General features: G+C 66.2%; 12 protein-coding genes. 4 read left to right on the top strand and 8 right to left on the bottom strand.

All coding sequences use genetic code 11. The features are described from left to right. Positions 1 to 14 precede the first annotated feature (14 nt). A complete protein-coding gene (locus CXG43_RS12220) occupies positions 15 to 3,353 on the bottom strand; it encodes an SNF2-related protein (protein ID WP_198551433.1) in 3,339 nt (1,112 codons plus the stop codon). 170 nt (positions 3,354 to 3,523) lie between these two features. On the opposite strand from CXG43_RS12220, the gene CXG43_RS12225 reads away from it, so the two are divergent. The 3 genes from CXG43_RS12225 to CXG43_RS12235 are packed head-to-tail and all read left to right on the top strand — an operon-like array spanning position 3,524 to position 5,479. Continuing rightward, on the top strand, positions 3,524 to 4,255 hold the full coding sequence (locus CXG43_RS12225; protein WP_101100187.1) for a CoA transferase subunit A: 732 nt from the start codon (positions 3,524 to 3,526) through the stop codon (positions 4,253 to 4,255). Position 4,256: 1 nt separating this feature from the next. Further along, entirely contained in the window at positions 4,257 to 4,889 is a 633-nt protein-coding gene (locus CXG43_RS12230) for a CoA transferase subunit B (RefSeq protein ID WP_101100188.1), read from the top strand. Continuing rightward, the gene (locus tag CXG43_RS12235; RefSeq protein WP_101100189.1) at positions 4,889 to 5,479 is read left to right on the top strand and encodes an alpha-ketoglutarate-dependent dioxygenase AlkB; all 591 of its coding nucleotides are present in this window, start codon (positions 4,889 to 4,891) and stop codon (positions 5,477 to 5,479) included. Before CXG43_RS12230 ends, CXG43_RS12235 begins: the two co-directional genes overlap by 1 nt. Before the next feature lie 19 nt (positions 5,480 to 5,498). Here CXG43_RS12235 and CXG43_RS12240 read toward each other — a convergent pair whose 3' ends face one another. The 5 genes from CXG43_RS12240 to CXG43_RS12260 all read right to left on the bottom strand — a co-directional run bounded on the left by CXG43_RS12240 (position 5,499) and on the right by CXG43_RS12260 (position 10,069). After that, positions 5,499 to 6,455, bottom strand: coding sequence for a glycosyltransferase family 2 protein (locus CXG43_RS12240; protein ID WP_101100190.1), 957 nt, complete (start codon positions 6,453 to 6,455; stop codon positions 5,499 to 5,501). A 91-nt stretch (positions 6,456 to 6,546) separates the two neighbouring features. Beyond that, positions 6,547 to 7,191, bottom strand: coding sequence for an ABC-type transport auxiliary lipoprotein family protein (locus CXG43_RS12245; RefSeq protein WP_101100278.1), 645 nt, complete (start codon positions 7,189 to 7,191; stop codon positions 6,547 to 6,549). Between the two features lie 5 nt (positions 7,192 to 7,196). Then, positions 7,197 to 8,123, bottom strand: a complete 927-nt coding sequence (locus CXG43_RS12250; protein WP_042613801.1) for an MlaD family protein — start codon at positions 8,121 to 8,123, stop codon at positions 7,197 to 7,199. Between the two features lie 3 nt (positions 8,124 to 8,126). After that, on the bottom strand, positions 8,127 to 8,954 hold the full coding sequence (locus CXG43_RS12255; RefSeq protein ID WP_198551434.1) for an ABC transporter ATP-binding protein: 828 nt from the start codon (positions 8,952 to 8,954) through the stop codon (positions 8,127 to 8,129). Positions 8,955 to 8,956: 2 nt separating this feature from the next. Beyond that, positions 8,957 to 10,069, bottom strand: coding sequence for an MlaE family lipid ABC transporter permease subunit (locus tag CXG43_RS12260; protein ID WP_101100191.1), 1,113 nt, complete (start codon positions 10,067 to 10,069; stop codon positions 8,957 to 8,959). 103 nt (positions 10,070 to 10,172) lie between these two features. Here CXG43_RS12260 and CXG43_RS12265 point away from each other — a divergent pair, with 103 nt between their 5' ends. Continuing rightward, a complete protein-coding gene (locus CXG43_RS12265; RefSeq protein ID WP_101100192.1) occupies positions 10,173 to 11,432 on the top strand; it encodes a threonine/serine exporter family protein in 1,260 nt (419 codons plus the stop codon). Between the two features lie 340 nt (positions 11,433 to 11,772). Here CXG43_RS12265 and CXG43_RS12270 read toward each other — a convergent pair whose 3' ends face one another. After that, a complete protein-coding gene (locus tag CXG43_RS12270) occupies positions 11,773 to 12,252 on the bottom strand; it encodes a hypothetical protein (RefSeq protein ID WP_101100193.1) in 480 nt (159 codons plus the stop codon). Between the two features lie 49 nt (positions 12,253 to 12,301). Next, on the bottom strand, positions 12,302 to 12,562 hold the full coding sequence (minE, locus tag CXG43_RS12275) for a cell division topological specificity factor MinE (RefSeq protein ID WP_042615170.1): 261 nt from the start codon (positions 12,560 to 12,562) through the stop codon (positions 12,302 to 12,304). Position 12,563 lies beyond the last annotated feature (1 nt).

A 12,563-nucleotide genomic window follows, 5' to 3' on the forward strand; every position in this document is an offset into this window, starting at 1 on the left:
AGCACCGCCGCGCGTCATTCATGACTGCGCTTCGGCTTCCCCTTACCCTTCTTCGCCGACACCCCCGGCAGCGGCTCCAGCAACGCCTGCAGGTCCTCCTCGCTGAAGCCGGGTGCCGCCGCGCCGCCATTTTCCAGGATCGAGTCGGCCAGCGCCGCCTTTCGCTGCTGAAGTTCGCTGATCCGCTCCTCGATGCTGCCGGCAGCGATCAGGCGGTACACGAAGACCGGCTTGTCCTGTCCGATCCGGTGCGCCCGGTCGCTGGCCTGGTTTTCGGCCGCCGGGTTCCACCAGGGGTCGAAATGAATCACGGTATCGGCGGCTGTCAGATTCAGGCCGACACCGCCCGCCTTCAGGCTGATCAGGAAGATGGGCACCTCTCCCTGCATGAACCGGCGCACCGGGGTGGCCCGGTCACGGGTGTCGCCGGTCAGGGTGACGAATGCCAGTCCGCTCTTGTCCAGCGCCTGCGCGATCAGCTCCAGCATGCGCGTGAACTGGGAGAACACCAGGATGCGGCGTCCTTCCTCCACCATCTCCGGCAACAGCGTCAACAGCAAGTCAAGCTTGGCCGAACCCTGCGTGCGCGGCGTGGCCTCGCCGGGCAGCAGGCGTGGGTCGCAGCAGACCTGGCGCAACTTCAGCAGTGCATCGAGCACGACGATGTGGCTCTTGGCCATTCCTTTGCCGGCGACGGCCTCGCGCACCTTCTCCTGCATCGCCGATCGCACTGTCTCGTACAGGTCGCGCTGGCCACCCTCCAATGACACGTGGCGGGTGATCACGGTCTTGGGCGGCAGCTCCGTCGCTACCTGGTCCTTGCGTCGACGCAGGATGAATGGTCGCACCCGCTGCGCCAGCAGCTGCGCGCGTTGGCCGTCACCGCTGCGCTCGATCGGATGACGCCAATGCAGGTTGAAGGTTTTCTCGCTGCCAAGCAGGCCCGGCAGGACAAAGTCGATATGCGTCCACAGCTCGCCCAGGTGGTTTTCCAGCGGCGTGCCGGTCAGGCACAGCCGGTGCCGGCTCTGCAGCGTGCGCAGGGTGATCGCCGCGCGTGCCTTGGCGTTCTTTACCTGCTGGGCTTCGTCGAGGATCAGCAGGTGATAGGCATGCGCCTGCAGCGCGGCCTCATCCCGCCACACCAGCGGATAGGTGGTCAGCACCAGGTCGTGGGCGGGAATCTGTTCGAACAGCGTCTCTCGGGCAGGGCCATGCAGGACCAGCACGCGCAGACCGGGTGCGAAACGCGCGGCCTCCTGCTGCCAGTTGAACAGCAGGGATGTCGGCATGACCACCAGCGCGGGCCGGTCCAGCCGCCCCGCTTCCTTTTCCAGCAACACGTGCGCCAGGGTCTGCAGCGTCTTGCCCAGTCCCATGTCATCGGCCAGGATGCCGCCCAGCTGCTGTTGGCGCAGGTACTGCAGCCACGCCAGCCCGTCCTGTTGATAAGGCCGCAAGGCGGCAGCCAGCCCGACGGGTGCTGCAACCGGTTGTGGCGTGGGTTCCTGCAACAGCCGCTGGACCATCGCGCCGGTATCGGTGGCGCCGCGCAGCTGCAGGCTTCCGGACTGTTGCAGGGTCTGCAGGCGACCCCTGTCGCGTGCGGAAACACGCAGGGGCCCAGCGCCGTTGCCAAACAGGTCGCCGAGCAGGGTCACGACGGGCTTCAGCCGCCCCGCCTGGAATGACAGCGCTCCTGCCGTGGGGGAGGCGATCAGGATGCGCTCCTCGTCGTCGATGGCATCCAGCGCGCCCCGCGTCCAGCGCGGATCGGTCTGCAGCAATTGCGCCAGCATCGGTGCCAGCGGCACCGTCTGGCCATCGATTTCGATGTCCAGCGCTACGTCCAGCCAGCCAGCGCCTGAGTCATCGGGCTGCACGTCCCAGAGCACGCTGTCCACCACGGTGATGCGGTGCCGGAAATCCTCCGGGACGGTGACCACCCACCCCAGTTCCTGCAGCCGGGGCAGCTCGCGCAGCATGAAGCTGCCCCAGTCGTAGGAGCGCAGGTGGAAGTGGGGCCCGGCCCCGCTGAGCAGCGCTGGCGACTGCGGGTGGCGATGAAGTCCACTGCTGCGCAACTCGTTTTCCCGCCTGGCCTCTTCGGCCGTATCGCGTGGCAGCAGCTCGATCGTTCCGTCCGCACCCCGCACGAAGCGCGAGGGGTCATCGAGGTGCTTGAAATTGTCGCCGTAGGCGAAGGAGACCGTGGCGAAATCCAGCCGCTGCATCTGACCTCTTCGCGCGCCCCACGTCTGCTGTTGCTCTTCGGTATGCAGCATCAGGTGCGGGACCATGCCATCCACCTGGGCGATGGGCATCGCATCGGCGGTGGCCGGCGGCAGGGGCAGGGCAGGATCCAGCTGCTGGAGCATCTGCGCGGTAAGGGAATGCTCGTCGGGCAGCAACGGCGGCAGCCCAAGGAAGGCATCGGCGTCGGGGCTGGCCACCGCCAGTTGCAGCGGACCCGTCTCGCCGGTTCTCTCGTCCAGATAACAGGCGCACTGATCTTCCACCGCCCCGTCGGCGTTCCCGTCCACCTGCAGCACCGGTCGGGAGCATACGCCCAGCTGGCTGTCGGCCGCCTTCCACTCCAGGTGGCCTGCGCGAGCGGGGCCCGCGCGCAGGGGCAGCAACTCCCTCGTGCCGGGGTGCTGTACCCAGCCATGGCCGGAGGCCAGGATCATGTCCAGCAACGGCTGCACGGCTACACGTCGGCCGCCCTTGCGCTGCTGGCGCAACCACAGCTGCCCGAGAACGGCGATGTCCTGTTGCGACACGTAGCCGGGGGGATCGATGACCAGCTCCGGGGTGATGTCAAACCGCTTCTCGCGCTCCAGCGCGCCGTCTGCCGTCTTCCGCATCCTGTACGCATGGATGCCGAGGCGGAACTGGAATACGGAAAGCACGAACGCAATGCTCTTCGGGTTCTGCTTTGCTTTGCTCGACCCCGCGCGTGCAGCGTGCTGAGCATGCCATTCGGACAGACGGGTGAGCAGCTCGGCGCGAACCGGTTGCGCGTGCTGCGGTAACGGCGCCTCGATTTTCTCGTCTTCGCTATCCTCATCCGGCCCGTGCAGGGCACACAACATGACCGCGGCCACATGCTTGCAGTTGTCACCCACCGGGCAGCTGCAGCGGCCGTTGAGGCGGCTGTCTGGGCTACGAAGGCTGGCCTTGAGGTTGATCGTTACCCGATAAGGCTGGGGGGCAGTTCCGCCCACGTTGGCGCGCAGCAGGTCCCCCTCCGTGCGCAGGTCATATACGCTGTCCAGGTAGCCGGCCGCCTTGCGGATCGTGCGCTCGTCGAGCCAGCGATGCAGATCAATATCATTGAACAGGACGGACATCAGCGGTCTTTCCAACAGGGCGGTATCTGGCCGCACATCGGGATGCAGGCGTGACCGGGACAGCCAGTTTACGAGCTGTGCCCACTGCGGCAAATGCTGCGCCGCACCCCAGCCGGGCACCGGGGTGCCGGTAGAATGCCGTCATCCTTACCGTGTGGGACAGCAACGCAATGGATAGTTCTGGTACCGGCAGCAAGCGCGATAAACGATATGCCAGCGCGGCGCTCGCCCTGCAGGGCGTGGTCGCCGATGGCCAGACCTTGGCGGTCGGCGGTTTCGGCCTGTGTGGTATCCCGGAGGCGCTGATCGCCGCGTTGCGCGACAGTGGGGTCAACGGCCTGACGGTGATTTCCAATAATGCTGGCGTGGACGGTTTCGGCCTTGGCCAGCTGCTGGCGACCCGCCAGATCCGGAAGATGATCTCTTCCTACGTGGGCGAGAACAAGGAGTTCGAGCGCCAGTTCCTGGCCGGCGAACTTGAACTGGAATTCAACCCGCAGGGCACCCTGGCCGAGCGCCTGCGCGCCGGTGGGGCCGGCATTCCGGCGTTCTTCACCGCTACCGGGTACGGCACGGTGGTGGCCGAGGGAAAGGAAACGCGAGAGTTCGACGGCCGCCACTACGTGATGGAAACCGCGCTGTGCGCCGATGTGGCATTGGTCAAAGCGTGGAAGGCCGACGAAGCGGGCAACCTGGTGTTCCGGCGTACCGCGCGCAACTTCAACCCGGCCTGCGCGATGGCCGGCAAGGTCTGCATCGCCGAGGTGGAAGAGGTGGTGCCGGTCGGCAGCATCGACCCGGACCAGGTGCACCTGCCCGGTATCTACGTGCACCGCATCGTGCACAACCCCACGCCCGAAAAGCGCATCGAACAACGCACCGTGCGCCAGGAGGCGAACTGACATGGCCTGGACCCGTGACGAAATGGCGGCGCGCGCTGCGCGTGAATTGACCGATGGTGCGTACGTGAACCTGGGCATCGGACTGCCGACCCTGGTCGCCAACCACATTCCCGAGGGCGTGGATGTCTGGCTGCAGTCGGAGAACGGTCTGCTCGGCATCGGCCCGTTCCCCACCGAGGCGGAGATCGATCCGGACCTGATCAACGCAGGCAAACAGACCGTTACCGCGCGTGCGGGCGCCAGTTATTTCGGCAGCGATGACAGCTTCGCGATGATCCGCGGCGGCCACGTCAACCTGGCGATCCTCGGCGCGATGCAGGTCACCGACAGCGGCGACCTGGCCAACTGGATGGTGCCGGGCAAGATGGTCAAGGGCATGGGCGGCGCGATGGACCTGGTGGCCGGCGTGCAGCGCGTGGTGGTGCTGATGGAGCACACCGCCAGGAACGGCGAGCACAAGATCCTCAAGGAATGTTCGCTGCCGCTGACCGGTGTCGGCGTGGTGGATCGCATCATCACCGATCTGGCCGTGTTCGATGTCACCGGCGATGGCTTGGTGCTGGTGGAAACCGCACCGGGCGTTGAAGAAGCAGAGCTGGTAGAAAAGACCGGCGTGGCGTTCAAGCGAAGCTGATGGCCGCGCTGTTCCCGCAGGACCTGCCTGATGCCGATGTGCGCCACCTTGCGGGGTGGCTGCCTCGTGCGCAGGCAGGGGCCCTGCAGGCAGCGTTGCTGCGGGAGATTCCATGGGAAGTGCACCGGATCCGGATGTTCGGGCGGTTGGTGGATTCACCGCGGCTGAGTTGCTGGATGGGCGATGCGGATGCGCGTTACCGCTATTCCGGTGCGGACTTCCTACCGCATCCGTGGGCGGACGTGCTGTTGCCCATTCGTGAGCGATTGCAGGAGGAGCTGGGAACGCGCTTCAACAGCGTGCTGCTCAACCGTTACCGCAGCGGGACCGACAGCATGGGTTGGCACAGCGATGACGAGCCGGAACTGGGGCCGCAGCCGGTGATTGCTTCACTCAGCCTGGGCGCTGCGCGCCGCTTCCTGCTGCGCCGTCGAGACCAGCACGCGGCCAAGGCAGAGTTCCTGCTTGCCGATGGGGACCTGCTGGTGATGGCCAGCAGCACGCAGGCCCACTACCAGCATGCGTTGCCGAAATCCTCGCGCGTGCACGGGGAGCGCATCAATCTAACCTTCCGTTGGATCCGGAACTGACCAGGAACTTCTCAGCAGATCAGCGGCGTACCAGATCGATCGAAGCGGACAGCAGCCCGCGCCCGAAGCGACCGTAGTTGCCCGACAGCAGTTCGCCCATGACCACAGGAACCCGCTTGATAAAGGATCGCGACAGGTTGCAGCGCTTGGCGATATGGCGCTTCTTGCGCTCGATGAGTTTCTGAAGGGGTTCCGGCACATGCAGTGCGCGTAGACGTGCGAGCAGAACTTCGGAGAGATCCTGCTCAAGATGCTTCTGTCGCCTCGCTTGGCGCGATAAAGGATCATTGCCGCCCAAGCCGAGCTGGTTGCCGTCATGCAGCCGGTAGTCGATCAACGGGCGCTCCACGCTGTCGATCGTTCCGATAATGGCGGCCAGCGTGGCAAGCCACGCGTCGTGTACCCATCCCGAGGGAGGAAGGGGGAGCGCGTCCCGCAGAATACTTTTGCGGAGTGCCAAGGTGGCGCCCGTCACAAGGTCGCGCTGCAACAAGAGGTCGAGTCCAGCACCGCGATGCATCCGCCGCATCTGGCGTGTACCCACTCCCAGCGAACGAAAAAGGCGCCGCGGAAGGACGTTCCCCTCCCCATCAATCAACCGCGCATCACTATGCAGCGCCAGCAGATTGGGGCGTCTTTCGAACTCGGCACAGAACCGCTCCAGCTTGTCCGCATGCCAGACATCATCCTGGTCGCAGAGGAAGATCACCTCGCCGGTGCAGGCACGCAGTGCGCCATCGAAGTTCAGCCGATAGCCGACGTTCTCAGGGTTTACCTGCAGGTCAACCATGATGCCCATTGCTTCAGCAGCCGGCAAGAACGCGCGCAGGATGTCCAGCGTACCGTCGCTGGAGACATCATCGCGGATCACGATCTGGTCCGGACGTTGGGTCTGTCGCAGCAGGCTGTCCAGCTGCTCCTGCAGGAAGCGCTCGCCGTTGTACGTGCAGACGGCAATGGACGTGGAAAGTGGCATCGGCAAGGTCACGGGGCAGGCTGGCCCGGATTATGACATCGCCGGCCAAGAGCCGCCGGCCAGCGGCCGGCGCGACCGACGCACCAGCCAATCAGCGCAGCGAACCGCGGTCCGTATCCTTCTGCCCACTACTCAGCGCCCAGCCCACCACATCGGCGGTCAGGGCATTCAGCCCCTTCTCGAAGGCGGCGGTCACCGCTGGCACGTCGGTCGATCCCACCGGCTGTTCCTGGCGGAACGTGCGGTCGATCACCACGCGCTGGTCCACCACATGGATCAGCTTGGCGTTGATTTCGATGACCACGGTCGGCGTGGGTTGGCCGCGGTAATCCGATTCAAAACGGCGGATGTCGGTCGCAAGGCGGTAATCAGCGCGGATACCCGCAGCGGCCCGCCCGACGCCGGCGATCCGGCCGGAATCCTCGAAACCGCGCAGCAGGGCGTCTTCGATCATGTCGGTGGCTGGCTGCGCCCAGGTCGCGCCAGCGTAGATTTCCAGCTCCGAAGGACTCGGCCGCACGTTGATGCGCGGGCTGTCGACCATGCGCGTGGCGCTCGGCTTGGACAGCACCAGCTGCCAGGCCACGGTCGGCCAGGACGGATCCACCTTCACCTGTACGGCCGGGGAGTAGATCGTCACTGCGTTGCGATCACCGCTGGACAGGATCGAACAACCGGCCAGGGTGGCCAGCAGGGCAGCCGGCAGCAGCAGGCGCGTCACGGACAGGGAGGGCATGCGCTTCATTCGGGTTCGAACTCCTTCGGTGCGTCGCGGCCCAGCAGGTAGCGCGCGGGATTGTTCTCAAGGCGGTCGCTGACCCGGCGCAGGTCGCGGATCAGGCCGCGCAGTTCGGTCAGGGTCGGGCCGAGCTGGCCCAGGCCGTCGCTGGCGAAGCTGTTGATGGCCGCCCGGTTCTCGCCGAGGATCGAATTGGCATTGCCCGCCGCCGAATCCATCTTGGTCATGGTGGCGTCCAGCTTTTCGATGATGCCCGGCAGCTCCTGTACCAGGTTCTGGTCCAGTCGCTGGATGGTCCCGTTGGTGGTCTTCAGGGTCTCGTCCAGGCTGCGCGCGGCATTGCGCGCGCTGAGCAGCAGCGCCTGGGTGCCCTGTTTCTGGTCGGCCAGCCCGCCACTGATCGATTCGATATTGGCCAGCGTGGCATTGATCGCGGCCACGTTGCGGTCGCTCAGCACCTGGTCCATGCGCTCGACGATGCGGTTGGCCACGTCGGTGATGTTCTGCAGGGCCGAAGGCGTGGTCGGGATGATCGGCGCGGGATCGCGGTTGACCGAGGTCAGCGTCGGCGACTGCGGCGTGCCGCCACTGAGCTGGATGATCGACGGGCCGGTCAGGCTGGTGATCGCCAGCTTGGCACGGGTATCGGTCTTGACCGGCGTGGTCGAGTTGAGGCGGATCTTGGCCACCACCTGGCGCGGGTCATCCGGCACCAGGTTGAGCTCGATGATCGACCCCACCGCGATGCCGTTGTACTGCACCGGGCTGCCCACGGTCAGGCCGGTGACCGCCTCGCGGAATACCACGCGGTATTCCTGCCAGGTGCGGTCGGACGAATACTTGGCTGCCCACAGGCCGAAGGCCAGCAGGGCCAGGCCGGTGATCAGGGTGAACGCGCCTATCAGCACGTAGTTGGCTTTGGTTTCCATGACTCAGGCACTCTCGGTCTGTTCGCCGCGCGCAGCACGTGCGCGGGGTCCGTGGAAATATTCCTGGATCCACGGATGGTCCAGTTTCTCGATGTCGGCCAGCGGCGCGTTGGCGACCACCTTGCGGTCGGCCAGCACGGCCACCCGGTCACAGATGGCATAAAGGGTGTCCAGATCGTGTGTGATCAGGAAGACAGTCAGCCCCAGCGCTTCCTGCAGGGTCTTGATCAGGCGGTCGAACGCGGCCGCACCGATCGGGTCCAGCCCGGCCGTGGGTTCGTCCAGGAACAGCAGCGGCGGGTCCAGTGCCAGCGCACGGGCCAGCCCGGCGCGCTTGCGCATGCCGCCTGACAACTGCGAAGGCAGCTTGTTGATCGCATCGGCGGGCAGGCCCGCCAGCTTCACCTTCAGCAACGCCAGCTCGTAATGCCAGCGCTCGGGCAGCTCGCGATGGTGTTCCTTCAGGGGCACCTGCACGTTCTCGCCGACGGTCAGGGAAGAAAACAGCGCGCCATCCTGGAACAGCACGCCGGTATTGCGCTGGATGTGCAGGCGGCTTTCGCTGTCGCCACCGCGCGCATCGCGCCCCAGCACTTCGATCTGCCCTTCATCCGGGTTGCGCAGGCCGAGGATGGAGCGCATCAGCACCGACTTGCCGGTGCCCGAGCCGCCGACCACGCCGAGGATCTCGCCGCGCCGCACGTCCAGGTCCAGGTCTTCGTGCACGGTCTGGCTGCCGAAACGGTTGACCAGCCCGCGCACGCGGATGGCCAGCTTCGATTCGTCCTCGCCGGGGGCGTCGTGGATTTCGTGGCTGCGTTCTTCGTTCACCGTCACCAGCCCATCTGCATGAACCACAACGCAGCGAAGGCGTCGAGGATGATCACCAGGGAAATGGCCTGGACCACGCTGGAGGTCGTGCGCTCGCCCACCGACTGCGCGGTACCCTCCACCTTCAAGCCTTCCAGGCAGCCGATCAGGCCGATCACCAGCGCGAACACCGGTGCCTTGGCCAGGCCGACCAGCATGTTGCGTACTTCCATCGTGTCGTACATGCGCGCGATGTACATCTGCGGCGGGATATCCAGGTCGAACGCGCCCACCGTGATGCCGCCGGCCAGGCCGGCGACCATCGCGATGAAGGTCAGCAGCGGCAGGGTGACCAGCAGCGCGACGATGCGCGGCAGCACCAGCAGGTCCATCGGATCCAGGCCGAGCGTCTTCATCGCGTCGATTTCCTCGCGCGCCTTCATCGCACCGATCTGCGCGGTGAACGCGCTGGCGGTACGGCCGGCCAGCACGATCGCGGTCAGCAGCACGGCGAACTCGCGCAGGAAGGCGATGCTGACCAGCTCGACCACGTAGATCTCCGCGCCGAAGTCGCGCAGGATCGTCGAACCGAGGAAGGCGATCACCGCACCGACCAGATAGGAAAGCAGGGCCACCAGCGGCACCGCATCCAGCCCGACCTGCTCCATCTGGTGCACGGTGGCGGTCAGGCGGAAACGGCGCGGCTCCTTCAGCAGGCGCGCGCCCTTGACCAGGCTTTCGCCGAGGAAGCTGGCCAGCGCCACGATGTTCTGGCCGGTCGCGTGCATGCTGCGGCCAAGCCGGTCCAGCGCGGCCAGCACGCCGAAATCCCGTTTCGGCTTGGGCCGGTCGTCGGCGACTTCTTCGATGGTGCAGACCAGCGCCTGGTGGTCTTCGCGGAACTGCAGCGCGTCCTGCCCCAGGTCTGCGCGGTGGGCCACGCGCAGCAGTTGCAGCACGCCGGCCGAATCCAGTTGTTCGATGCCGGTGGCGTCGATGGCGGTCAGTCCCTCGGGGACCTCGCGCAGCACCTCGGCGGCCTGCAGGGCGGTGTGCAGCGTCCAACGACCGGACAGGCGGATGCGGCCCGGTTCATTGGCATCGCGTTCGATCCGGGGATTCTGGTCGGAGGTCATGGTCGGCATCAAGGATGCAGCATAGCGTGTGCATGTCGCATGCAGCGTAGGTCCTGTCCGAATGTCCTTCTGCACGGGCCGGGGCTGGGTAATACTACCGCGCATGCCTGTAGACGCCTCCCCGATAGCCTCGCCCCCCGCCACCTATGCGCAGCGCGTGGCGTTCGTCTGTGAGATCGCCGGGCGCCTGCACAGTTACGGCACCACCGCCCAGCGCCTGGAGGCTGCCGTGGTGGCCCTGGCCCAGCAGTTGGGGTTGGATTGCGAGCCCTGGTCGAATCCGACCGGGATCATTCTGAGCTTCAGCGATCCGGCCAAGGCGATTGGTTCCAGCGACATCACCCGCGTGATCCGGCTGGCACCTGGCGAAAACGATCTGCATAAACTCAGCGTCGCAGATCGCATCGCCGAAGATGTCGCAAACGGCCGGATGAGCCTGGCCCAAGGACACACCGCGCTGCGCCAGCTGGACGCTGATCCCGGGCTGCGCGGAAAGGTCAAGGAAGTGTTGTCCTACAGCCTGGGCGCGGCCGGCGTGGCCGGTCTGTGGAAACTGCCGTGGCTGGACATTGCCACCGCTGGCGCGATCGGGCTGCTGATCGGCCTGCTGGGGCGCTGGACCGGCCAACGCGCGGCGACCAAGGAGGCCAGTGAAGCGCTGGCGGCGCTGTTGGCGGGGCTGGTCGCCACGCTGGTGGCCACCTACGTGGGCGCGCTCAACCTCAATACCGTGGTGATCGCCTCGCTGGTGATCCTGCTGCCGGGTATGTCCCTGACCAATGCGGTGAACGAGTTGGCCAGCCAGCACTGGGTGTCCGGCACGGCGCGGGTGGCGGGGGCGCTGACCACCATCATGAAGCTGACGGTGGGCGCGATGATCGCGGTGACGCTGGCCGATGTGATCGGGCTGGACCCGGTGGTGCGCGCCTCGCGGCCGCAGGGCGCGTGGGTGGAGTGGTCGGCGCTGCTGATCGCGGCGGTCGCCTTCGCGATGCTGTTCAAGGCGAGTCGGCGCGATTTTCCGTGGGTGCTGGCGGCCTGCGTGGCCGGCTATGCGATTTCCAAATTCGCCGGGCACGCGTGGGGTGCGCCGGCGGGCATCTTCCTTTCGGCGATGCTGCTGACGGCGGCGGGCAACCTGTTTGGACGGCTGGTGCAGCGGCCGGGAGCGATCATCCGCCTCCCGGGCATCATCATGATGGTGCCGGGAAGTACCAGCCTGCGCGGGGTGCTGACGCTGGTGCAGCAGCAGGATGTCGGGGCGGGGCAGGGGGTGTTCCTGACCGTGTTGAACGTGGTGATGGCGCTGGTGGCGGGGTTGTTGTTCGGAAACCTGCTGATTCCGGCACGGAAGACGTTGTAGGTTTGTTGCGGGCGAAGGGCGTCGGCGTTGGCGCCGGGCGGGTGGGGTCTGCAGGACACGCCGCAAGTACGTCCTTGTAGGCTGCATCGCCGCATCCATGCGGCTCAGTGTCCCGCCGACCCCCGCCTCCCCCGGCGAGCCGGCATCGCGCCGGGGAGGGGAAAAGAAAAAAGCAGAAGCAGGTAGCGCCGAGCCGTGCTCGGCGGAGTCCATCCGTGGCCGTCAGCAAAGAGCCGCCGAGCATGGCTCGGCGCTACCGCTCTTGCTCTTCTTTTTCCCCAACGGTCGCGCTGAGCTGGCCCGCCCGCGCGCTCGCAGCCCACGTAACTCGAAGCACAGCTCAGCCGACCAACAACCCCCGCTCGACCAACCACGCGCGCGCGTCTTCCGCGTCGTGCTCGAACCACGCCTGCGTGGAGCCCAAGCGGTACGTGTACCCCCACGCATCCATGTCCGCCATCAGCTGCGCGCTGCCCACCCCCGGCAGCTCCGCCGCCAGCACGATCTGCAGGTAGCAGGTCGCATCTTCTTCGGGCACCGAATCAGTGGCGTCGGTATGCACCAGCGCACGCCGCTCCGGCGGCAGCACGATCAGGTGGCAGGCTTCGTGCAGCATCGAATGCACGGGCGTGTCATCGCGCACGTAGACATCGCTGGCGATGATGCCCGCTTCGGGCTCGCCCCAGTAACTGCCGGGAATCGGCGCCCCGGCGGCCACGTGGTGCAGGTGCAGGCCATGCCCGGACAGCAGGCGCGCGGCATCGTCGAAGGCGATGTCGCCGACGCGGGTGACCGATGGTTCGGGGGCGGGTTCGTTCATGGCATCGAGCAGAAACCCCGCCCGCGGCTGGCGCGGGCAGGGCGGGGGATCAGGGCTTTTCAGGCCCTTCCGGCAAGGCGACGGAGATATCCAGCACGTCGTGCTGCCCGTCCTTGACCAGGTCGACCTTGACCGCATCGACATCGATGTTGACGTACTTGCGGATCACTTCCAGCAGCTCGCGCTGCATCAGCGGCAGATAATCGGGACCGCCGCGGTGGCTGCGCTCCTGCGCGATGATGATCTGCAGGCGGTTCTTCGCTGTCTCGGCGGTGGTCTTCTTGGCTTTCAGGAAATCGAACAGGCCCATG

The organism is Stenotrophomonas sp. Bg11-02, from assembly GCF_002836635.1.
Taxonomy (GTDB): domain Bacteria; phylum Pseudomonadota; class Gammaproteobacteria; order Xanthomonadales; family Xanthomonadaceae; genus Stenotrophomonas; species Stenotrophomonas lacuserhaii.

Bases quoted from the DNA above. Each gene is read 5' to 3' on its own strand.
- CXG43_RS12220 (WP_198551433.1), bottom strand. From the start codon at position 3,353: ATGTCCGTCCTGTTCAATGATATTGATCTGCATCGCTGGCTCGACGAG.
- CXG43_RS12260 (WP_101100191.1), bottom strand. From the start codon at position 10,069: ATGACCTCCGACCAGAATCCCCGGATCGAACGCGATGCCAATGAACCG.
- CXG43_RS12270 (WP_101100193.1), bottom strand. From the start codon at position 12,252: ATGAACGAACCCGCCCCCGAACCATCGGTCACCCGCGTCGGCGACATC.
- CXG43_RS12235 (WP_101100189.1), top strand. From the start codon at position 4,889: ATGGCCGCGCTGTTCCCGCAGGACCTGCCTGATGCCGATGTGCGCCAC.
- CXG43_RS12230 (WP_101100188.1), top strand. From the start codon at position 4,257: ATGGCCTGGACCCGTGACGAAATGGCGGCGCGCGCTGCGCGTGAATTG.
- minE (WP_042615170.1), bottom strand. From the start codon at position 12,562: ATGGGCCTGTTCGATTTCCTGAAAGCCAAGAAGACCACCGCCGAGACA.
- CXG43_RS12250 (WP_042613801.1), bottom strand. From the start codon at position 8,123: ATGGAAACCAAAGCCAACTACGTGCTGATAGGCGCGTTCACCCTGATC.
- CXG43_RS12245 (WP_101100278.1), bottom strand. From the start codon at position 7,191: ATGCCCTCCCTGTCCGTGACGCGCCTGCTGCTGCCGGCTGCCCTGCTG.
- CXG43_RS12225 (WP_101100187.1), top strand. From the start codon at position 3,524: ATGGATAGTTCTGGTACCGGCAGCAAGCGCGATAAACGATATGCCAGC.
- CXG43_RS12240 (WP_101100190.1), bottom strand. From the start codon at position 6,455: ATGCCACTTTCCACGTCCATTGCCGTCTGCACGTACAACGGCGAGCGC.
- CXG43_RS12265 (WP_101100192.1), top strand. From the start codon at position 10,173: ATGCCTGTAGACGCCTCCCCGATAGCCTCGCCCCCCGCCACCTATGCG.